Origin of the sequence: Streptomyces sp. NPDC052052, from assembly GCF_040680455.1 — a bacterium.
In the GTDB taxonomy this organism is placed as follows: domain Bacteria; phylum Actinomycetota; class Actinomycetes; order Streptomycetales; family Streptomycetaceae; genus Streptomyces.
This window is the reverse complement of the sequence record NZ_JBFAWU010000007.1, coordinates 157,716-178,501: the sequence shown is the minus strand read 5'-3', so window position 1 is coordinate 178,501 and position 20,786 is coordinate 157,716. Positions and strand designations below refer to the sequence as shown.

General features: G+C 69.0%; 20 protein-coding genes and 1 riboswitch. Of the genes, 16 read left to right on the top strand and 4 right to left on the bottom strand.

Annotated features, from left to right (window positions below; translation table 11 throughout):
• Positions 1 to 12 precede the first annotated feature (12 nt).
• The 12 genes from AB0L71_RS11035 (at position 13) to hypE (ending at position 12,226) form a co-directional block, all read left to right on the top strand.
• Entirely contained in the window at positions 13 to 1,797 is a 1,785-nt protein-coding gene (locus tag AB0L71_RS11035; RefSeq protein ID WP_365240702.1) for a nickel-dependent hydrogenase large subunit, read from the top strand.
• Positions 1,794 to 2,381, top strand: a complete 588-nt coding sequence (locus tag AB0L71_RS11030) for a hypothetical protein (RefSeq protein ID WP_365240699.1) — start codon at positions 1,794 to 1,796, stop codon at positions 2,379 to 2,381. Before AB0L71_RS11035 ends, AB0L71_RS11030 begins: the two co-directional genes overlap by 4 nt.
• Positions 2,378 to 3,046, top strand: a complete 669-nt coding sequence (locus AB0L71_RS11025; RefSeq protein WP_365240697.1) for a DUF5947 family protein — start codon at positions 2,378 to 2,380, stop codon at positions 3,044 to 3,046. The genes AB0L71_RS11030 and AB0L71_RS11025 overlap by 4 nt, the downstream gene beginning before the upstream one ends.
• Positions 3,043 to 3,744 carry a DUF6084 family protein gene (locus tag AB0L71_RS11020; protein ID WP_365240694.1) on the top strand — a complete coding sequence of 234 codons (702 nt, stop codon included), beginning with the start codon at positions 3,043 to 3,045 and terminating at the stop codon, positions 3,742 to 3,744. Before AB0L71_RS11025 ends, AB0L71_RS11020 begins: the two co-directional genes overlap by 4 nt.
• Positions 3,741 to 5,189: a hypothetical protein gene (locus AB0L71_RS11015; RefSeq protein ID WP_365240691.1), complete on the top strand. Its 1,449-nt coding sequence runs from the start codon at positions 3,741 to 3,743 to the stop codon at positions 5,187 to 5,189. The genes AB0L71_RS11020 and AB0L71_RS11015 overlap by 4 nt, the downstream gene beginning before the upstream one ends.
• Complete coding sequence (locus tag AB0L71_RS11010; protein ID WP_365240688.1) at positions 5,186 to 5,734, top strand: hydrogenase maturation protease; 549 nt, start codon at positions 5,186 to 5,188, stop codon at positions 5,732 to 5,734. Before AB0L71_RS11015 ends, AB0L71_RS11010 begins: the two co-directional genes overlap by 4 nt.
• A gap of 242 nt (positions 5,735 to 5,976) precedes the next feature.
• The gene (gene hypA / locus AB0L71_RS11005) at positions 5,977 to 6,369 is read left to right on the top strand and encodes a hydrogenase maturation nickel metallochaperone HypA (protein ID WP_365240686.1); all 393 of its coding nucleotides are present in this window, start codon (positions 5,977 to 5,979) and stop codon (positions 6,367 to 6,369) included.
• A gap of 3 nt (positions 6,370 to 6,372) precedes the next feature.
• The gene (gene hypB, locus AB0L71_RS11000) at positions 6,373 to 7,194 is read left to right on the top strand and encodes a hydrogenase nickel incorporation protein HypB (RefSeq protein WP_365240683.1); all 822 of its coding nucleotides are present in this window, start codon (positions 6,373 to 6,375) and stop codon (positions 7,192 to 7,194) included.
• The gene (hypF, locus tag AB0L71_RS10995) at positions 7,191 to 9,629 is read left to right on the top strand and encodes a carbamoyltransferase HypF (protein ID WP_365240681.1); all 2,439 of its coding nucleotides are present in this window, start codon (positions 7,191 to 7,193) and stop codon (positions 9,627 to 9,629) included. Before hypB ends, hypF begins: the two co-directional genes overlap by 4 nt.
• 53 nt (positions 9,630 to 9,682) lie before the next feature.
• Complete coding sequence (locus tag AB0L71_RS10990; protein ID WP_365240678.1) at positions 9,683 to 10,003, top strand: HypC/HybG/HupF family hydrogenase formation chaperone; 321 nt, start codon at positions 9,683 to 9,685, stop codon at positions 10,001 to 10,003.
• Positions 10,000 to 11,127, top strand: coding sequence for a hydrogenase formation protein HypD (hypD, locus tag AB0L71_RS10985; protein WP_365240676.1), 1,128 nt, complete (start codon positions 10,000 to 10,002; stop codon positions 11,125 to 11,127). The genes AB0L71_RS10990 and hypD overlap by 4 nt, the downstream gene beginning before the upstream one ends.
• 16 nt (positions 11,128 to 11,143) lie before the next feature.
• Positions 11,144 to 12,226, top strand: coding sequence for a hydrogenase expression/formation protein HypE (gene hypE / locus AB0L71_RS10980; protein WP_365240959.1), 1,083 nt, complete (start codon positions 11,144 to 11,146; stop codon positions 12,224 to 12,226).
• A gap of 106 nt (positions 12,227 to 12,332) precedes the next feature.
• On the opposite strand, the gene AB0L71_RS10975 is transcribed toward hypE, so the two are convergent.
• Positions 12,333 to 13,178, bottom strand: a complete 846-nt coding sequence (locus AB0L71_RS10975) for an MIP/aquaporin family protein (RefSeq protein WP_365240673.1) — start codon at positions 13,176 to 13,178, stop codon at positions 12,333 to 12,335.
• A gap of 724 nt (positions 13,179 to 13,902) precedes the next feature.
• Positions 13,903 to 14,088: riboswitch (cyclic di-AMP (ydaO/yuaA leader) on the top strand.
• A gap of 4 nt (positions 14,089 to 14,092) precedes the next feature.
• On the opposite strand from AB0L71_RS10975, the gene AB0L71_RS10970 reads away from it, so the two are divergent.
• Complete coding sequence (locus tag AB0L71_RS10970) at positions 14,093 to 14,803, top strand: LysM peptidoglycan-binding domain-containing protein (RefSeq protein WP_365240671.1); 711 nt, start codon at positions 14,093 to 14,095, stop codon at positions 14,801 to 14,803.
• Here the strand turns inward: AB0L71_RS10970 and AB0L71_RS10965 are convergent.
• The 3 genes from AB0L71_RS10965 to AB0L71_RS10955 form a co-directional block, all read right to left on the bottom strand.
• On the bottom strand, positions 14,788 to 15,450 hold the full coding sequence (locus AB0L71_RS10965; RefSeq protein ID WP_365240668.1) for a DUF2461 family protein: 663 nt from the start codon (positions 15,448 to 15,450) through the stop codon (positions 14,788 to 14,790). The genes AB0L71_RS10970 and AB0L71_RS10965 overlap by 16 nt on opposite strands.
• A 187-nt stretch (positions 15,451 to 15,637) precedes the next feature.
• The gene (locus AB0L71_RS10960; protein ID WP_365240666.1) at positions 15,638 to 15,931 is read right to left on the bottom strand and encodes a hypothetical protein; all 294 of its coding nucleotides are present in this window, start codon (positions 15,929 to 15,931) and stop codon (positions 15,638 to 15,640) included.
• 237 nt (positions 15,932 to 16,168) lie between these two features.
• The gene (locus tag AB0L71_RS10955; protein WP_365240663.1) at positions 16,169 to 17,059 is read right to left on the bottom strand and encodes an alkaline phosphatase family protein; all 891 of its coding nucleotides are present in this window, start codon (positions 17,057 to 17,059) and stop codon (positions 16,169 to 16,171) included.
• 260 nt (positions 17,060 to 17,319) lie between these two features.
• On the opposite strand from AB0L71_RS10955, the gene AB0L71_RS10950 reads away from it, so the two are divergent.
• From AB0L71_RS10950 to AB0L71_RS10940, 3 genes are all read left to right on the top strand, one after another.
• Complete coding sequence (locus AB0L71_RS10950; RefSeq protein ID WP_365240661.1) at positions 17,320 to 18,399, top strand: NAD(+)/NADH kinase; 1,080 nt, start codon at positions 17,320 to 17,322, stop codon at positions 18,397 to 18,399.
• A 48-nt stretch (positions 18,400 to 18,447) separates the two neighbouring features.
• Positions 18,448 to 19,122, top strand: a complete 675-nt coding sequence (locus tag AB0L71_RS10945) for an HD domain-containing protein (RefSeq protein WP_365240658.1) — start codon at positions 18,448 to 18,450, stop codon at positions 19,120 to 19,122.
• Between the two features lie 687 nt (positions 19,123 to 19,809).
• On the top strand, positions 19,810 to 20,751 hold the full coding sequence (locus AB0L71_RS10940; RefSeq protein ID WP_365240656.1) for a sterol desaturase family protein: 942 nt from the start codon (positions 19,810 to 19,812) through the stop codon (positions 20,749 to 20,751).
• Positions 20,752 to 20,786 lie beyond the last annotated feature (35 nt).

Genomic DNA, 20,786 nt, shown 5'->3' with positions numbered 1-20,786 from the left:
ACGGCACACACGATGGCACCGAAGACCAAAGAGGCCGGCAACAGCACCGGCCTGGTGGAGATGGCCTGGGATCCGATCACCCGGATCGTGGGAAGTCTCGGTATCCATACGAAGATCGACTTCAAACAGAAACGGGTCGCGGAGTGCTACAGCACCTCCTCGGTCTTCCGCGGCTACAGCGTCTTCATGCGGGGCAAGGACCCCCGCGACGCCCACTTCATCACCAGCCGCATCTGCGGGATCTGCGGCGACAACCACGCCACCTGTTCCGTGTACGCGCAGAACATGGCGTACGGGGTGAAGCCCCCTCACCTGGGCGAGTGGATCATCAACCTCGGCGAGTCCGCGGAGTACATGTTCGACCACAACATCTTCCAGGAGAACCTGGTCGGGGTCGACTACTGCGAGAAAATGGTCCGCGAGACCAATCCGGGCGTCATGGAGCTCGCCGAGCGCACCGAGGCACCGCACGCGGCCGAGCACGGCTACCGCACGATCGCCGACATCATGCGGTCGCTCAATCCGATCGAGGGCGAGTTCTACCGTGAGGCGCTCCAGGTGAGCCGCTACACACGGGAGATGTTCTGCCTGATGGAGGGGCGCCATGTGCACCCCTCCACGCTCTACCCGGGCGGTGTCGGCACGGTCGCCTCCGTCCAGCTCTTCACGGACTACCTCACCCGCCTGATGAGGTACGTGGAGTTCATGAAGCGGGTCGTGCCCCTGCACGACGACCTGTTCGACTTCTTCTACGAGGCTCTGCCCGGATACGAGGAGGTCGGCCGCCGGCGGGTGCTGCTCGGCTGCTGGGGAGCGCTCAACGACCCCGAGCACTGCGACTTCACCTACGCCAACATGAGCGACTGGGGACGGAGGATGTTCGTCACCCCTGGCGTGATCGTCGACGGCAAGCTGGTCACGAACGACCTCACCGAGATCAACCTCGGCATCCGGATCCTGCTGGGCAGTTCGTACTACGACGACTGGCAGGGCAAGGAGCAGTTCGTCACCCACGACCCGCTCGGCAACCCGGTCGACCCCCGCCACCCGTGGAACCAGCACACCATCCCCGCCCCGCAGAAGCGGAACTTCGACGACAAGTACAGCTGGGTGATGTCGCCGCGCTGGTTCGACGGCAAGGAGCATCTGGCGCTGGACACCGGAGGCGGCCCCATCGCCCGCCTGTGGTCCACCGCCCTGTCCGGTCTCGTCGATATCGGCTACGTCAAGGCCACCGGCCACAGCGTCGTCATCAACCTGCCGCGCACGATGACCAAGCCCGAGACCACCTTCGAGTGGAAGATCCCGAGGTGGAGCAACGCGCTGGAGCGCAACCGCGCCCGCACGTACTTCCAGGCGTACGCGGCCGCGGTCGCACTGCACTGCGCCGAGAAGGGGCTCGAGGAGGTCCGCGCCGGACGCACCCAGACCTGGGAGAAGTTCGACGTACCGGAGGAGAGCATCGGGGTCGGATTCACCGAGGCCGTACGCGGTGTGCTGTCGCACCACATGGTGATCAGGGACGGCAAGATCGCCAACTACCACCCCTACCCCCCGACACCGTGGAACGCCAGCACCAGGGACACCTACGGAACGCCCGGGCCCTACGAGGACGCCGTGCAGAACACGCCGATCTTCGAGGAGAACCCGCCGGAGAACTTCAAGGGCATCGACATCATGCGCACCGTGCGCAGCTTCGATCCCTGCCTCCCGTGCGGCGTCCACATGTACGTCGGCCAAGGCAGGACCGTCGAGAAGATGCATGTGCCCTCCGGTCTGAGCGGACTGGGCGGATGAGCGCGGCCACGCAGACCGCGGCGAGGGCCATCGACGCGGAACAGGCCGGTCGCCGGGTCGAGGAGGTCCTCGCCCGAGTGGCGGCGGCCGGCGACCCGAAGGCCGTCGCGGCCTCCGAGGAACTGGTACGGGTCCTGATGGACTTCTACGGGGCCGGACTGGCCCGCATCCTGGACGGACTCCGGTCCGCGCCGGGGCGCGGCGCCGACGCCACCCTCGACGCGCTCCTGGGCGATGCCCTCGTGTCCAGTCTCCTGGTCCTGCACGACCTGCACCCCGAGGACACCGCAACACGCATCGGCCGCGCCCTCGCGGCCGTCCGTGATCCCGTCGAGGTGGTGGCCTTCGACGAGAGCACCGGCGCCCTGCGTGTCCGGACTGCCGATACGGGCGGTTGCGGTTGCTCGGGTACGCCGGCGGCGCAGCAGTCCGTCGAGAACGCCCTGGCCTGCTTCGCACCGGAGGTGGGCACGGTCGAGGTGGAGCAGGCCGCCGCAGCCCGGGAACCGGCACTCCTCCAGATCGGAACCCGTCCGCCGCAGAGCCGGGCCACCGACCGGCCGGCCCCGGCCAGGATGCCATGAGCGCCCCCACGACGCGGGCCGCGCGGCCCGCGCCCGCCTCGGGCATGCGCGCACTGCGGCGGTTCGCGGCCCCGCCCGAACCCGAGCAGGAGCGGTGCGAACTCTGCGGAGTGCCGGTGGCCGGGGGCGGCCACCGGCACCTGGTGGACACTCAGCAACGTTCGCTGGCCTGCGCCTGCGTCCCCTGCGCCCTGCTGTTCGAGCGGCCCGGCGCCGCCCGCGGCAGGTTCCTGAGCGTCCCGGAACGCTATCTCGTCGACCGCGAGCACGGCATCGACGACACCGCCTGGGAACTCCTGCGGATCCCCGTCGGCGTCGCCTTCTTCTTCCGCAACGCCACGCTCGACCGCCTCGTCGCGCTCTACCCGAGCCCCGCCGGGGCCACCGAGAGCGAGCTCGACCCGTCCACCTGGCAGACGGTCCTCGACGGCAGCCGTCTCGCCGGGGAGCTCGAACCCGACGTGGAGGCACTGCTGTTGCGCCGCACCGAGGGGCGCATCGAGTGCTATCTGGTACCGATCGACATCTGCTACGAACTGGTCGGACGCATGCGGCTGCTGTGGCAGGGCTTCGACGGCGGGGCCGAGGCCCGTGCCGATCTGCAGGCATTCTTCGCCCAGGTCGAACATCGGGCCGCGGCGGCACAGGGGGGCCGGAGGCCATGACGGACTTCACCTTCACCTGCACCGATGTGCGCGCCGACCCGTACGCCGCCGGCCCCACCCTGGTGTTCCGGCTGCGTATCACCGCGTCCGAGGACATCCGGGTGCACGCACTCGCACTGCGGTGCCAGATCCGCATCGAACCGGCCCGACGCGGCTACGGAACGCAGGAGGCCCTGGGCCTGACGGACCTGTTCGGTGAACGCTCGCGCTGGGGCAGCACGCTCCAGCCCGTGCAGTTCGCCCAGGTGCCGGTCATGGTTCCCGCGTTCACCGGGGCGATCGAGACGGAGGTCGTCGTGCCGTGCACGTACGACCTGGAGATCGCCGCCACCCGGTACCTGAACGCGCTGACCGAGGGGGAGGTGCCGCTTCTCATGCTCTTCTCCGGCACCGCCTTCACCGGTTCAGGAGGCTTCCATGTCCAGCCGGTGCCCTGGGACCTGGAGGCGCCGTTCCGGCTGCCCGTGGCGGTGTGGAAGGAGATGGTCGACCAGCACTTCCCCGGCTGCGGCTGGATCCGCCTTCCCCGCGCCACCATGGACGCGCTGCTCGCCTACCGCTCCCGGCACGCGCTGCCGTCCTGGGAGGCGACCGCCCGTGCGCTCCTCGACACGGCCGGGACCACGGCCCCACGGCCGACGGACCGGGTGCCCGCCGACGCAGTGCCCGCCGGGATCGCCGAGAGGACGGCACCATGACCGCAACTGTGCTCACCCCCGCGCTGGAATCCCGGTTCGCAGCCGCCCGCGGGGTGGCCGACGCCGTCCTCTTCGAGGGGTACGTCCTCTATCCGTACCGGGCCTCCGCGGCCAAGAACCGTCTTCGCTGGCAGTTCGGTGTGCTCGTACCCCCCGCCTGGGCGGCGGCCACCGAGGAGTACGACTACCAGCACACCGAGTGCCTGATGGAACCGAAGGCGGACACGACCCTGGCGGCCGAGGTCCGCTTCCTGCACGCCCGACGACGCACCGTGCAGCGCCTCCGTGACGACGGCACCTTCGAGACCGTCCCCGAACTCCACCTCACCGACCGGGTCCTCGTCCCCTGGGACGAGGGGGTCGATGAAAGTGTCCAACTGCTCGCCGATATCGCCCAGTTGGCCGGAGATGGCGTCGAACTGCCCTTCACGCTCCCGGCACGCGAGGAACACGAGCCGGTCCGCGACGAGCACGGCTCGACCGTGGGCCGCCTGGTGCGCCGCTGCGAGGAGATCAGTGGCACGGTACGGCTGTCCGCCCGCGAGATCGACGGCCCCTACCGGGCGATGCGGCTCACCGCCGTCGTCGAGAACTCCAGCACATGGACGCCGGACGCCGAGAGCACCGACCGGGATGCCGTACTGCCCAGGTCACTGGTCGCGGCCCATCTGCTGCTGGGGCTGAGCGCGGGCTCGTTCCTGTCGATGACGGACCCTCCCGAATGGGCGAAGGGCGCCGCCGGGAACTGCCGGAACCTGCACACCTGGCCCGTACTGGCCGGCGAACCCGGCTGCGCGGACCTCGTGCTGTCGTCCCCGATCATCCTGGAGGACCACCCGGCCATCGCCCCCGAGAGCCCCGGAGCGCTCTACGACTCCACGGAGATCGACGAGATCCTCGCGCTGCGCACGGCCACCCTGACGGACCAGGAGAAGCGCGAGGCGCGGGGGACCGACGACCGGGCAGCCGCCGTGATCGACCTGGCGGACTCGATGCCCCCCGAGGTCCTGGAACGGCTGCACGGCGCGATCCGGGCCCTGCGGGACGTCACCGGGCCGGGTGCGCCCGCGGCCGTGGCGCCGGACGGGACACCGCAGGGGCCGGACGGGGCCGGCGCGTTCGCCCCGGTCCCGCCCGGACAGCCGTGGTGGGACCCGGCGGGCGACACCGGACCCGACCCCGCGCGGGACCGGATCCTGGTCGACGGCCGGTCGGTGGGTGCGGGCAGTCGTGTGATCCTGCGGCCGGGACTGCGCCGCACCGACGCCCAGGACCTCTTCCTGCGCGACCGCAGCGCACTGGTCGAAGCGGTGCTCCACGACGTGGACGGGGGAGTGCACCTCGCGGTCACCGTGGAGGGCGACCCCGGCGCGGACATCCGGCGCGAACAGGGGCGGTTCCTGTACTTCCAGCCCGACGAGGTCGCACCTCTGGAGGACGCATGACGGCGGCCCCGGCACGGAGAGCGACGACCCTGGTCGCAGGCGTCGGGAACGTCTTCCTCGGCGACGACGGATTCGGCGTCGAGACCGTACGCCACCTGGCGTCCCGGTCCCTGCCCCGCCACGTCGAAGCACTGGACATCGGAGTGCGCGGAGTCCATCTCGCCTACCAACTCCTCGACGGATACGACACGCTGATCCTGATCGATGCCACCCGACGCGGGGGCGATCCCGGAACGCTGTATCTGATCGAGGCCGACCGACCGGGCCGCATCGAGCCGCAGGAAGCCCTGCTCGACGGCCACCGCATGTCCCCCGACGCGGTCCTGACCCTGCTGGGGACCCTGTGCGAGGGCACGGGCTGCCTCCCTCCGAGACGCACGCTGGTCGTCGGGTGCGAACCCGCCCGCGTCGACGAGGGCATCGGCCTCAGCGACCCCGTGGCCGCTGCCGTACCCGAGGCCGTGAACATGGTCCTGCGCCTGGTGCAGGACGACGAACGGGCCGATTCCGCCGAGCAGTCGGCGGTCCGCCCGGCCCTGAACTGAGGAGACGAACACCGTCATGAAGAAGATCATCATCGGCGGCGCGGTCGCCGCCGCCTTTGCCGCACTCGTGGCCCAGGTACTGCCCGACATCAAACGCTACGTGCGCATGCGCTGCATGTGACGGCACCCCACAGGTCCGGCCCGCGCTGCACCGAACGACGTACCTGCCGCCCGGCGTCGGCGAGCCGGGCCGGCCGAGGCCGGGACCCGTCGGTGTAATGACCCGGGCAGGACGGAGACCCATGCACGAGATGTCCATCGCCATGGCCGTCATCGGCCAGGTGGAAGAAGCGGCCCGGGACGGCGGCGCCGTCGCCGTCACATCCGTCCGGCTCCAGGTCGGCGAACTCGCCGGAGTGGTCCCCGACGCGCTGTCCTTCTGCTTCGAACTGGCCTGTGCCGGAACGGTGCTGGAAGGCGCCGAGCTGGTGGTCGACCCCGTAACGGCACGCGCACGCTGCGGTCCCTGCGCGGACGAATGGGCGGTCGGCATGCCACCCCGGCTCTGCTGCCCCCGGTGCGGCGCGGCCACCGAGGAACTGCTCTCGGGCCGCGAGCTGCAGATCGCCGACGTCCACTGGAACGACGGACCCCCGCACGAACCCACCCGAGATCCCATCTCCGAGGAGTGCTGAACCATGTGCCGTGTGGTCGATCTGCAGCAGGCGGTACTCGCGAAGAACGACACGACAGCGCACCAGCTGCGCACCCAACTCGCCGCCAGGGGCACCGCGGTCGTCAATCTGCTCTCCAGCCCGGGCAGTGGAAAGACGGCCCTGCTCGAACGCGAACTGGTCCTGGCCCGTGAGACGGGCGTCCCCGTCGCGGCCCTGACCGCGGACCTGGCGACCGAGAACGACGCCACGCGGCTGGCCCGTTCCGGTGCCCCGGTCAAGCAGGTGCTCACCGACGGTCTCTGCCACCTGGAGGCCGGGATGCTGGGCGGCCATCTCGACGGGTGGCTGCCCGAGGACACGAGGCTCCTGTTCGTGGAGAACGTGGGCAATCTGGTCTGCCCGGCCTCGTACGACCTCGGCGAATCGCTCAGGGTCGTCCTCGCCTCGGTCACCGAGGGCGAGGACAAGCCGCTGAAGTACCCCACCGCTTTCGGGCTGGCACATCTGGTGCTCGTGACCAAGACCGACATCGCCGACGCCGTGGAGTTCGACGAGGACGCGTTCCGCGCGCACGTCGAGCAGGTCAACCCCGGTGTGGAGGTGCTCCTCACCTCCGCCCGGCTCGGCGACGGCGTCGGGGCGCTGCTCGACCGGGCACTGGCCGCCGCGAACGGCGCACCGGTCCACCAGCCCGTCATGGCCGGGCAGCACCACTCCACCCACACGCATGTCCACGCGGAGTCCGACGAGGCCTCCCAAGGCCGGTCCTCTGTGCAGGGCGGCCGGGGCGGGCCGGGCCCGGGGACGGAGCCGTCCCGCACCATGGCGCAGACCCGCGCGTGACCGGGCCACGGTCCGGCCCAGTCACGGGAGAGCCGGTACAGCGTCGCCGGGTCATCGTCCGGGGCACCGTCCAGGGCGTGGGGTTCCGGCCCTATCTGTACACCCGCGCCCTCACGATGGGCCTGGCGGGACACGTCACCAACACAGCCGAGGGCGTCGTCGCGGAAGTCGAGGGCGCACCTGCCGCCGTGGCCCTCTTCTGCGAAGGGATCGCCGCGGACGCACCACCCATGGCGGTCCTCGAATCCGTCGAGCACAGCGAGGTCCCGGCAGCGGGCGACACAGGCTTCACCATCGTCCCCTCCCGGACCGGTGGCCCCTCCCGCACCTTGGTTCCCCCGGATGTGGCGACCTGCGCCGACTGCCTTGCCGAGCTGGCCGACCCCGAGGACCGGCGCCACCGGCACCCGTTCATCACCTGCACCAACTGCGGGCCGCGATTCACCATCGTCACAGCCCTGCCGTACGACCGCGCGCACACCACCATGGCCCGCTTCCCCCTGTGCGCCGACTGCGCCCGCGAGTACACGGACCCCACGGACCGCCGCTTCCATGCCCAACCGGTCTCGTGTCACCGATGCGGACCACGCCTGCACCTGCTGACGGCGGACCCGGAAGCGGGCAGGCCTCCCCGGCGTGTGAGCGACGTGGACGCGGTGGACCGGGCCCGCGAGCTCCTGGCCGACGGGGCGATCCTCGCCGTCAAGGGAATCGGCGGATACCACCTCGCATGCGATGCCACCGACGACCGCACCGTCACCGAACTCCGCCGCCGAAAGGCCCGGGGCGACAAACCGTTCGCGGTGATGGCCCGCGACATCGACGACATCGCACCTCTCGTCCATGTCGGCGCCGAGGAGCGGGACCTGCTCACCGGCTCCGTCCGACCGATCGTCCTGCTGCGACGTCGCCGTCACACCGCCGCCGGTCCGGGCAGGCCGACACCGTCGGACAGCGTCGCACCGGGCAGCCCGGACCTCGGCGTCATGCTCGCCTACACACCTCTGCACCACCTTCTTCTCGGCCTCCCCGGCGACCCGGTCGGACCGCGCCTTCTCGTCATGACCAGCGGCAATGTGGCCGGAGAGCCGATCGTCACCGACGACGCCGAAGCCCTGGACCGGCTCGCCCACCTGGCCGACGCCTGGCTGACCCACGACCGCCCGATCCATGTACCGTGCGACGACTCCGTGGTACGCGTCTGCGACGGGGAGCTGCTGACCGTCCGCCGCTCGCGCGGATACGCCCCCCGGCCGATCGAACTCCCCCTCCCGGTGCCCTCGGTGCTCGCCGCCGGCGGTGATCTCAAGAACACCCTGTGCCTGGCGGAGGGGCGCAGGGCCTGGCTGTCCGCCCACATCGGCGACATGGACGACCTCTCCACCCAGCACGCCTTCGAGCGGGCCGGGCAGCAGCTGGAGACCATCACCGGGGTGCGTCCCGACATCCTCGCGGCCGACCGACACCCCGGATACCGTTCGGGCCGGCTGGTCCGCCGTACGGCCGGTGAGAGACACGTCGTGCGGGTACAGCACCATCACGCCCACATCGCCTCCGCCATGGCGGAACACGGCCTGGACGGCAGCAGGCGGGTGATCGGCGTCGCGTTCGACGGCACCGGCTACGGCGACGACGGAGCCGTGTGGGGCGGGGAGTTCCTGCTGGCGGACTACGACGGATACCAACGGTTCGCGCATCTTGCCTACGTCCCCCTGCCCGGCGGCGATGCGGCCGTACGGCGCCCCTACCGCATGGCCCTGGCCCACCTGCGTGCGGCAGGAATTGGATGGGCACTGGACCTGCCGTGCGTGGCGGCCTGTCCGCCCGACGAACTCACGCTGTTGGGAAGGCAGTTGGAGAGGAACCTGAACTGTGTTCCGACCTCCAGCATGGGCCGGCTCTTCGACGCCGTCGCGTCTCTCGCCGGAGTCCGCCACCGGATCGAGTACGAGGCCCAGGCCGCCGTCGAGTTCGAGGCCGCGGCCCTCGGGGCGGACGGGCGCGAGGGGGGCGGATACGGATTCGCTCTCCGGTCTCCCGCACCGGAGAGCGAGGGCCCACTGATCGCCGACCCGGCGCCCCTGCTGACCGCGGTGGTGCAGGACGTGCGCAGGGGCACCGCGCCGGAAGCCGTCGCCGCGCGCTTCCACGAGGCGGTCGCCGCCCTCGTGCACCGCACGTGTGTCCTGGCACGTGAACGGTACGGCCTGGACACCGTGGCCCTGACCGGCGGCGTGTTCGCCAACACCCGGCTCTCCACGGCCTGCGCCCGGATACTCGGCGGCCACGGCTTCACCGTACTGAGGCACCACCGGGTACCTCCGAACGACGGAGGCCTGGCACTGGGGCAGGTGATGGTGGCCGCACGGTCACACACCGCCCAGGACTGCCACGACCGGGTGGGAGCGGCACGGCGGAACACCGTCACCGACTGACGGCGTGTCCCGGCAGGACCGGACAGACCCATCAACCACAGCGAGGAGAAGACATGTGCCTGGCGGTGCCCGGAAGAGTACTGGAGATCGAGGAACGGGACGGTACGCGTATGGCCACCGTCGACTTCGGCGGAGTGGTCAAGGAGGCGTGTCTGGAGTACCTGCCGGACCTTCAGGTCGGTGAGTACGCCATCGTGCACGTGGGGTTCGCCCTGCAGAAGCTGGACGAGGAATCGGCCCTGCACACGCTGGAGCTGTTCTCCCAGCTCGGGATGATCCAGGAGGAGTTCGGTGACGCGTGGGAGATGGCGGCCGAGGCCGGCGGACTTCCCCTGCCGGGCGCCGGTGACACATCCGAGGAGGCGCGGCAGTGAGGTACATCGACGAGTTTCAGAACCCGGAACTGGCCCGGCGGCTTCTCGACGAGATCCACTCCACCGTCACCAGGCCGTGGGCGCTGATGGAGGTCTGCGGTGGACAGACCCACACCATCATCCGGCACGGAATCGATCAACTGCTGCCGGAGCAGGTCGAATTGATTCATGGACCGGGTTGTCCGGTCTGCGTCACGCCGCTGGAGGTCATCGACAAGGCACTGGAGATCGCCTCCCGTCCGGAGGTGATCTTCTGTTCCTTCGGAGACATGCTCCGGGTGCCCGGAACCGGCCGGGACCTGTTCCGGGTCCGCAGCGAGGGAGGTGACGTACGGGTCGTCTACTCTCCGCTCGACGCCCTGAAGATCGCCCAGCAGAACCCGGACAGGGAGGTCGTCTTCTTCGGCATCGGTTTCGAAACCACCGCACCGCCCAATGCCATGACGGTCTATCAGGCACGTCGGCTCGGCATCCGCAACTTCAGTCTGCTGGTGTCCCACGTCCGGGTTCCGCCGGCGATCGAGGCGATCATGCGGTCGCCGAGCTGTCGGGTTCAGGCCTTCCTGGCCGCGGGGCATGTGTGCAGTGTGATGGGGACGGGCGAGTATCCCGGGCTGGCCGAGCGGTTCGCAGTCCCGATCGTGGTGACCGGATTCGAACCGCTGGACATTCTGGAGGGCGTGCGACGGACCGTGGCCCAGCTGGAACGCGGTGAACACACCGTGGACAACGCCTACCCACGCGCGGTGCGCCCCGAGGGAAACCCCGCGGCCCTGACCATGCTGGAGGACGTGTTCGAGGTGACCGACCGGTCCTGGCGCGGCATCGGCGTCATTCGCGACAGCGGCTGGCGGCTCGCCCCGCGCTACCGGGACTACGACGCCGAGTACCGTTTCGCAGTGACCGGCATCGACACCCGTGAACCCGCCCAGTGCCGCAGTGGAGAAGTCCTGCAGGGCCTGATCAAGCCCCACCAGTGCGAGGCGTTCGGAACCACCTGTACCCCGCGCACCCCGCTGGGCGCCACGATGGTCTCCAGCGAGGGCGCCTGCGCCGCGTACTACCTCTACCGGCGCCTCGACATGAAGAAGACCGCATCGTTGGAGGCGACCCCCGTTGTCTGAGACCCTCGACACCCCCATGCGCGGATCCGGAGGCGCCTTTGAGGTCCCGCCGCTCGACCCCGTGGCGTGGACGTGCCCGGCACCGCTGAGGGACCACCCCCGCATCGTGATGGGCCACGGCGGTGGCGGTGCGCTCTCCGCCGAACTGATCCAGCACGTCTTCGCCCCCGCCTTCGGCGGCGAGCTGCTCGGCCAGATGGGCGATTCGGCGTCCGTGTCGCTCGGCGGCGCCCGGATCGCGTTCTCCACCGACACCTTCGTGGTGCGACCGCTGTTCTTCCCCGGCGGCAGTATCGGCGACCTCGCGGTCAACGGGACCGTCAACGACCTCGCCATGAGCGGTGCGCGTGCCGCGTACCTGTCCTGCGGATTCATCCTGGAGGAGGGGGTGGAGCTCTCCGTCGTCGCACGCGCGGCCGGCGCCCTCGGCGCCGCCGCGCGCAGGGCGGGCGTCGAGGTGGTGACGGGGGACACCAAGGTGGTCGAGGCGGGCCACGGGGACGGAATCTTCATCAACACCAGTGGTATCGGCCTCATCCCGGCCGGTGTCGACCTGCGTCCGCAGCGTGTCGTGCCGGGCGACATCGTGATCGTCAGTGGCGCGATCGGCGAGCACGGTGTGGCCATCATGAGCGTGCGTGAGGGCCTGGAGTTCGACGTCGAGATCGAGAGCGACTGCGCGGCCCTGGGTGGACTCGTGGAAGCCATGCTCGCGGTCACCCCGGACCTGCACGTCCTGCGTGACCCGACCCGCGGGGGACTCGCCGCCTCGCTCAACGAGATCGCGGCGGCTTCCGGCACCGGCGTCGTCATCCAGGAGAAGCACGTCCCTGTTCCTCCGCCGGTGGCCAATGCCTGTGCCGTCCTGGGCCTCGATCCGATGTACGTCGCCAACGAAGGGAAGCTGGTGGCGTTCGTACCGCGTGAACACGCCGAGGCGGTCCTGGACGCGATGCGGGCACATCCACGGGGCCGGGACTCGGCGGTGATCGGCGAAGTGGTGGAAGCTCACCCGGGCATGGTGGTGGCCCGCACGGGGCTCGGCGGTACACGGGTGGTCGACCTGCCCGTCGGGGAGCAACTGCCGCGGATCTGCTGACGCGCCCAAGGCCCCGGGACTCGCGCCGGCAGCCGGTGCTGTCCCGGTCAGCGCACCCTCACGCGTTCGAGGGTGCGCTGACCACGCTCGACGAAGTGACCGGTCGTCACTTCTCCGACGGGATGGGGATGCTGCCTTCCGGCTCGGGTTCGGCCCCGGGCAGGAAACGGCTGATGAGGGCCTGGTAGATGAACGCGCCGATCAGACCACCCACCAACGGGCCGACGATCGGCACCCAGTAGTAGAAATTCCCGTACTGGTCCCGCCAGGCCCCTCCGTACCCGGTGAGGAAACTCGCCAGCCGGGGCCCCAGGTCACGGGCAGGATTGATCGCGTACCCGGCGTTGGTGCCCCAGGCCATACCGATCGCCACCACGATGAGGCCCACGACGAAGGGGCCGAGATTGGCGGCCGGTGGCGTATTGAGGAGGTCGGTGACCGCGAAGATCAGCAGAATCAGAATTGCGGTCCCGATGATCTGGTCGCGCAATGCACCCCATTCGGTGACCGGAAGGGCGGGATTCCCGTTGGCAGGCAGTGTCGAGAAGACGATCTGTGTCTTGGTCGTGTGACCCGGATCCGCCTTCGCCAGGGCCTCGGCGTAATTCCATCGCACGATCAGTGCCGCGGCGAAGGCTCCCACGAGTTGAGCCAGTACGTAGGGTGCCACTTTCTTCCAGGGGAAACCCTTGAAGGCGGCAAGCGAGAGTGTCACGGCTGGATTGAGGTGCGCTCCGCTCAGCCGGCCCGCGACGTAGACGCCCAGAGTGACTCCGAGTCCCCAGGCCCAGGCGATGCTGTCGTGATTCCCGAGACCCCCCGGCGGTTCGGTGAGCGCCCCTCCGGCGACGACCTGGGCCACGACGCCGCACCCGAAGAGGATGAGCACCATCGTGCCGAGGAACTCAGCCGAGAGTTCCCCCATGATTCCCGATAATCTGATTCGTTCCATGGGGACCTCGCTTTCTGTCGAATCACGAGGCTAGCGGCATGGATCCGCATATGAGCGTAGGCGGACTGGACTGTTCCGCATGTGGTGGGGGCGCTCGATGCACGGCGCCGGGGTGGTCGGACGGAACTCGGTGGACCTGGGTCGGTTTCAGCCCGTGTTTCCGTTCACACCTGCGTGGTTGAAGGGCCTCGACTGACGGGCTGTCGTGAGCCGCGTACGCACTGGGTTCAGGGGGACGCGGAGCGGCCGGACTGTCACGGGCACCCGCCGCTGCCAGGCCCCGTACCCCCCTGCGTTCGGGCGGAAGCCGGCGGTCCGCACCGTCCGGTGCGACATGTTTCCTGCCCATGGAGTAGCCCCGAGGTGATGGCGCCGACCGGGGAGGTGGTCGGCGCGCAGCAACTCCAGGAGAGGGGGGAATGTCCTAATAAAGGGCGACTTGCATAGAAGTGATGCCTTGGTTAATAAAGAGGCATTTATTGATTACTGAGGCCTTTGGTTTATGACCGAAGTGTCCCTTTTGTGTTACCGGTGACGTGAGTCACGTCCGGGCGCCGTGGGGGTTCGTGACGAGTGGTCCGATCCCTTTCTGTGTGGGGTAGTTCGACATTGCGGTGTGATGCGGGTTACTCGCCATTTCGTGATTCGATCTTGCAAATGAATTGTGATCGAAAATAGAGAGCTTGTTCCTTTTGGTGTTTCTCGCCTACGGTCACCGTCAATCCCGGACGGAACGCCGAATCCTGCCGCCGCCCGGTAACCCGATCACTTGTGTACGGCAGGAGCGGGGAACCCACGAAAGTCGCCGATCCGGTATCCGGAACGGCTCGGGGTGAAGTCGCGTTCGAGCGCGGCCGGACATCTCCAGTCCGAACCCGACAGCTCACCTCGTAGGCGACGGAGAGGAATTCGCAATGTCCGCAACGGGTCACTACCGTCGCCGTAGGTCCACTTCCCTCACTCGCGGCCTGGTTGTGGCGGTCACGGGTGGAGCCGCTCTCGTACTGCCGCTGGTCGGTGCCGGCTTCGCTTCGGCCGCACCCGCGCAGGCTGTCACCGCGGCGAATTCCGCACAGAAGGCGGCACCCACCACCTATACGGTGATCGCGGGCGACACCCTTTCCAAGATCGCGCGAGAGTATTCCCTCAGCGGTGGCTGGAAGAAGCTGTACGAGGACAATCGTGGCGTCATCGGCGACAACCCGGCACGCATTCACGCGGGGCTGAAGCTGACCATCGGAGCCCAGGCCGCTCCCACCGCGTCCACCGCCGCTGCCACGACTGCCGCGACGACCGTGACGTACACGAACGATCTGGACGGCTGGATCAAGGAATCGCTCGCGGTCATGGCCAAGAACGGAATCCCCGGCACCTACAACGGCATTCATCGCAACGTCATGCGCGAGTCCTCCGGCAACCCCCGGGCCATCAACAACTGGGACTCGAACGCGGCCAAGGGCACCCCGTCGAAGGGACTCCTGCAGGTCATCGCCCCGACGTTCCTCGCCTATCACGTGCCCGGTACGTCGATGGACATCTACGACCCGGTTGCCAACATCACCGCCGCGTGCAACTACGCCGCCCACAAGTACGGTTCGATCGACAACGTCTACGGAGCGTACTGACGCGCGGCAGCGCGGTGGGCCGGGACGTCCACATGACCGGCGAGCCACGTCAGCAGGGGCCGCAACTCCTCCGCCGCGCGGAGCACGGCGTCGGCCAGGGCCGGCGTCTGCTCCGCGCAGTCCCCGCCGAGGGGGCGGGAAGCCAGCACCGATCGGTACCGGAGCAGGTCGGCCCGGGGGTGACCGGGGTCATGCCCGCGCGGCATGCGTTTCATGATGTCCCCGGTGATCTCGTATCCCTGCGTGCGCAGTGACTCGATGGCGCGCACCAGCCCGGATCCGCTGTCCTGTGCGGCCACGGCGGTACGGAACGACGGGACCTGCCCCGGGTCGGGGTAGGACCAGCCGCCTTTGATCCGCAGTCCGTCGAGATCGAAGCGGAGACCGATCTCGACATGGCGCGCGATCCGGATCACGGCAGCCTGGTGCTGCCACCACCACGGGTCCTTGCGGAACCCCCAGACCGAGAAGTCCTCGTACGCCTGGTCCGCGTCGGCCACATCGTTCAGCAGAGCGATCATGGGCTGCCGGACCAGGCGCTCGCGGTCCTTCCGGTGTCTCTCCAGTGCTTCCCGCGCAGGGACACCCTCCAGCTGCAGAAGCAACTCGAAGGCCTGCTCGGTCCAACCATGGAAGGCTCTGCTCATCCGGCAGATCCTAAGGGCTGACCCGTAGTCCCCGCCCGACGGGCGCGGGATCAGAGGACGACGATTTCGGGGCAGGGACGGGCGCAGAGACGTCCCCCTCTGTGCTGCTGCCCGCGACGGAATCGGTCCCGGGAAGTGCCCGCGCGGTCGGTCCGTGCCGCCCTCGTTCCTGGACGCCCTTCGCCCATCACCCCGGTCTGGGCAGCGGTGGCCTCGGAACCGTCGCCGCCGCTCCCTGCCGGACGGACTGCACCACGGCGGCGTGAAGGCGACGACTGTCGTCCTCCGAGCCGCACGGCACAGGGCTGCCCGACATGGTGAACCAGTCGATCGCACCCGTGTACTGCACAGTGATCTGGGCCGTGTCATCGGCCCAGGTCGTGTGAACCGTCAGGTCACCGGAGAGCACACCGACCTCGTCCGTGAGCACGCCGCCGTGCCCGGAGAACACACCACGAGTCGTCCATGACGCCCAAGCCATGTCACCAGGCTGGCACCAAGACCGTGGATGCGCGACCCGCGGACCTGACCGCGTCGATGCTCCGCGGGCATCCGGTCGTCCCGGCATCCCGGGTGGTCCGGGGACAGGTGTCCGGGATGCGGAACGGGTGAAGATTTTCCCCTCGGGTCCCGCCGCGGTTCGCCTTCCGCGGCCGTTGCTGGTCGTGATGATCGATCGTGCCCCGGTCATCGCCATGGGAACGGCCGCCCACGGGGCTCACTTCCAGATGCCGGTGATGTCGGACGCCGAGGCCGCATGGCCGGCATGCGTCCTGAGGCCGGCCAGGTCCTCCAGGGTGCGGAGCAGGGTGTAGTGGTTGCAGGGGACACCGCTGGAACTGCCGGGGGCGACGTGCTCACCGTAGAGGACAGTGGGGATGTGGTTCCCCGACCGGCCGTCGTCCTCGTCGAACGTGAGGACCAGCAGGCTGTTGTGGGTCCTGGCCCAGTCGGCGTAGGCGCCCAGCTTCCTGTGGATCCAGGTGTCACCCGTGGAGACCGGGCAGTCATGCATGTCGTGGCACAGGTTGGGCACGACGAAGGACTCGGTCGGCAGGTTGGTGAAGTCGGCCGGGAACTGCTTCATGGTCTTCGCCGTGCTGGTCGGCACAGCGGAGAAGGCGAACCAGGGGTTGTGCTTCCGCGCGTACTCGCCACTTCTGCAGACGGTCGAGCCCTGGTGGGGCAGGCCCTCGTTGTAGCTGGCCCAGGTCCGTCCCGAGGCGATCAGTTCGGAGGCGAGACTGGGCGCGGAGAGGGAGCCCGCACGGGCACAGCTGTCGTCGGTACGGCCCTGGCCGGAGCCCGAGAACAGCATGTAGTAGTTCGGCTCGCTGGGGTGGGTGAGCCCGAAGGACCGGGTGAGGTTGGCGCCGCCCGCCTTGAGCGTGCGGTTGATGTACGGGGCGTCGGAGCTGCCGATCACCTGGGCGTAGGAGTGGTTCTCCATCACCACGACCACCACATGGGCGGGGGTCGGCAGACCGGTGACCCGCGAGGTCGAGCCCGTGGTGGCCCACAGGCCGATCGAGGAGGCGGCGAGAGCCACGGCCCCGGCCGAGGCGGTGAGGGCCCGGCGGATGCGTCTGGATGCCCGGGCAGCGGTCATCAATGCCCTCCGGACCGGTGCGACGCGCAGACGGATGCGGGACGTCGTCACCGCAGGAGCCGCCGGGCGTACGCGGTGGCGGCCTGTACAGGAAGTGCGGGAGAACCTGTCCCCACCAGTCTGCCGCGCAGTGCTCCCAGAGGTCCGATCGCCTGACCGGGAACGGCCTGTCGGCCCGGCGACGGAGTCGGCGCAGCCCGGCCCATCAAGGTGGGATGCGGTCAGCGCCACGTCGTCGAATGCACGGGAGCCGGAGCGAGATGAGTGTCGAGCGGGTGGGGGTCGTCGTCCACCAGGGCCGTCCCGAGGCCGTCGCCGCAGCACAGGTCGTACGCGATTGGTGTGCGGACGAAGCCGTCCCGTGCACGGACATCGACGTGTGGCATGACCATTCCCGACGCCGCGGCGGACGGGAGGAGGCCGATGTCGCGGGCAACCCCGACCTCATCGTCACGCTCGGAGGCGACGGGACCTTTCTGCGCGGCGCCAGGATCGCGGCCAAGAACCGGGCGGCCGTACTCGGGATCGACCTGGGCCGGGTCGGCTTCCTGACCGAGGTGCCGGCGGACGAGGTCGTGCGAGCGCTCGACGCCGTCCACCAGGGGCGGGCCGAGATCGAGGAACGCATGACGCTCACGATGAGGGCATCCCGCGTCCTCGAAGTACCCAAGGACATCGACGCCCTGATGGCCTACGGCAGACGTCCGATGCTGCCACCGCCCCATATCGACCTGGAGGCGGAGGCCGGGGCGGAGGGCTGGGGCGTGGCGCTGGACGTCACCGCTCTGAACGACGTCGTCGTGGAGAAACTCGCGCGTGACCGGCAGGTGAGTCTCGGCGTCTACATCGGTGGCCGACGCCTGGCCTCGTACTCGGCCGACGCCGTCATCGTGGCCACCCCGACCGGGTCGACCGCCTACAGCTTCGCCGCGGGCGGTCCGGTGGTCTCGCCACGGATGGACGCCGTCGTCTTCACACCCGTCGCAGCGCACATGACGTTCAACCGCACGGTGGTGGCCGCCCCGGACGAACCGGTCGCGATGAGGGTGCTGCCTCACTCGGGGCAGGGTGCGGTCACCATCGACGGCCAGCTGCGCGGCGTACTGGACGCCGGGGACTGGATCGGGGTGTACCGGGCCCCGCGGCGACTGCGCGTCGTCAGGCTCGGCCGGCACGATTTCTACGGACGGCTGCGTGCCCGTCTGCGTCTCACGGACGCTCCGGCGACGGCAGTCGACGAGGACAGCGCACCCCTCTTCCGCCCCGACGGCCCGGTACCGCACGACCTGGCTCACCTCCACCTCTCCCTGGCGGACAGGGACGCCGGCGCAGCCGACTGACCGGCGGGGGAGAGCCGACGGCCGAAGAACCGCAAAGGAAGAGCCGGCATGTCCTACGAAGGAGTCCAGATGCCCGACAGCGCCGATCCGTCCGCCGCAGACCGGGTTCCGGTGCCCGACACCGCGCTGGCTGCCGAGGCCACCGAACTGGTGCGGGACGCCACCGACGACCTGATCTACCACCACTCCCGCAGGGTCTACTTCTTCGGGGCGCTGCAAGGGCGTGCCAGAGGGCTGAGCTTCGACCCGGAGCTCCTCTACGTCGGAGCCATGTTCCACGACCTCGGCCTCAACGAGGGGGCCCGCAGCAGCGGGCGCCGCTTCGAGGTGGACGGCGCCGACGAAGCGCGGCGGTTCCTGCAGAGCCACGGAGTGCCCGAGGACAGCGTCCGTCGCGTGTGGACGGCGATCGCCCTCCACACGACGCCGGGCATTCCGCAGTTCATGGAACCCGAGGTCGCTCTGGTGACCGCGGGGGTGGAGTACGACGTGCTCGGCATCGGGTACACCGGCATCAGCGACGCGGACCGTGCGTCGATCGTCGCCCTCCATCCGCGCCCCGACTTCAAGAGGCGCATTCTCCGGGCCTTCACCGAAGGCATCGAACCCAAACCGGACACCACCTTCGGCAATGTGAAGGCCGATGTGCTGGAGCGGTACGTACCCGGATTCCAACGGGGCAACTTCGTGGACACCATCCTGGAGTCCCCCTGGCCGGAGTGAGGATCCGGCACCGATCCGCTGTTCCCGGCAGACTTCTTGGCACAGCTCCCGCTGTGGTCCGGCGGTTATGAGCCACGCTTACCACGATCGCGCCGCGCATACCGAGGCTGCGGCCGCGAGGTCGGGAAGCTCCGGGCGGAAGCCCCCTCCTCGGTCAGGACGGCCACGCCGATCGGGCCCGGACCGAGGAGGAAATCCCGCGAGAGGGAAGGCTGTTGGGCTCCCGGGCCGGTCCTCCCGGCCCGCTCGGAGCGGGCAGGCGATCCCGCCCGATTCCCCTGCGGGAGTGGGGCGAATGAAGTCCCAACAGATTATCAGTATGATAAACGACTCCCGCAACGGAGAGTCGAATTGGTCGTATTCCGCCTGCCTGGTCCGTCCGGTTCATTGAAATCCGAACGGTAAAGGGGTCCTGCGGCGACCTTCCGGAGTGTCAGAACACGGCTTGATTCAGACGGTTGAGGGAATCCGGGCCGGAAAGTGAATCAGCGCGGGTTCGGCCGGATGCCCCGACCGGGTCGGTCGAACCCGTCAAGAAATTCACACCACTCTCCACGTGCGATTTCATTTTCGTGCGTGACGGCCGACGCCCGATGCGTCGGTCTCGCGCGCCCGCAGGGAGCCACCCTCTCCTCCTTCGCGGTCCGCATGTTCTTCTGTGCTGGTTCCTCGGTAAAGGTGCTGCGGATGGGAAAGTGCGAACCACCGGCCGGTGGTGATCCGAAGGAAGAGTCCGGTCCGGTGCGGCGCGGGAGCGCGTACGTACGGTCGGTGCACGCCGGCATCCGACTGCTGGCGTACCCGTTCCTGCTGGTGGCCACGGTGTTGGCGGCCACGGCGGCGCTGTGCTTCGACTGGGCACCCGAACGTGTGAGTCCGCTCTTCCTCATCGGCACCATTGCCTACCTCACCGCTCTCGAACGCCTGATTCCGTATCAGCGTGCGTGGCATCCCAGCCGCCGTGAATGGCGGTCGTACGGCGTCTATTTCCTGCTGACGGCTGCGGGCAGTGCGCTGGCGCAGTATGTCGTCACCACATCCGTCTCCGAGATGGCATCCGACGAACCGGCTCTGCATCCCGGGATCGAAATACCTGCCGCTCTGCTGACCGGATCGCTGGCCAGTTATCTCGTGCACCGACTGGGACATGCCATTCCGATATTGTGGCGCCTGCACGGCGTACATCATGTTCCGCAGAAGGTCAACGTCGCCAATAACGGCGTCAATCACGTCCTCGACATCTTCCTCGCGCAGGGAGCCGTTCAGTTGTCTCTGGCGCTGGCCGGGTTCTCCAGCGACTCCGTCCTGATCGTGGGCCTTTTCGTGGCCGCCCAGGGCTATTTCATCCACGCCAACATCGATGTGCGCATCGGGCTGCTCAACCATGTGCTCGCCAGCCCCGAACAGCACCGCCTGCACCACAGCACCGATCTCGCCGAGGCAGGCCACTACGGCTCGGACCTGTCGATCTGGGACCACCTCTTCGACAGCTACACCTGGCGACCCGGCCGTGAGCCGGCCGCGGTCGGTCTCGGGGACCCCGAATCGTTCCCCGCCACCGGCCAGATCACCACCACTCTTCTCCACCCCTTGCGCCGTGCGAAGAGGGCCGGGACCGGCTCTGCCTGACCCGCCAGTACATCGCACCGCCCTCCCGCATCCAT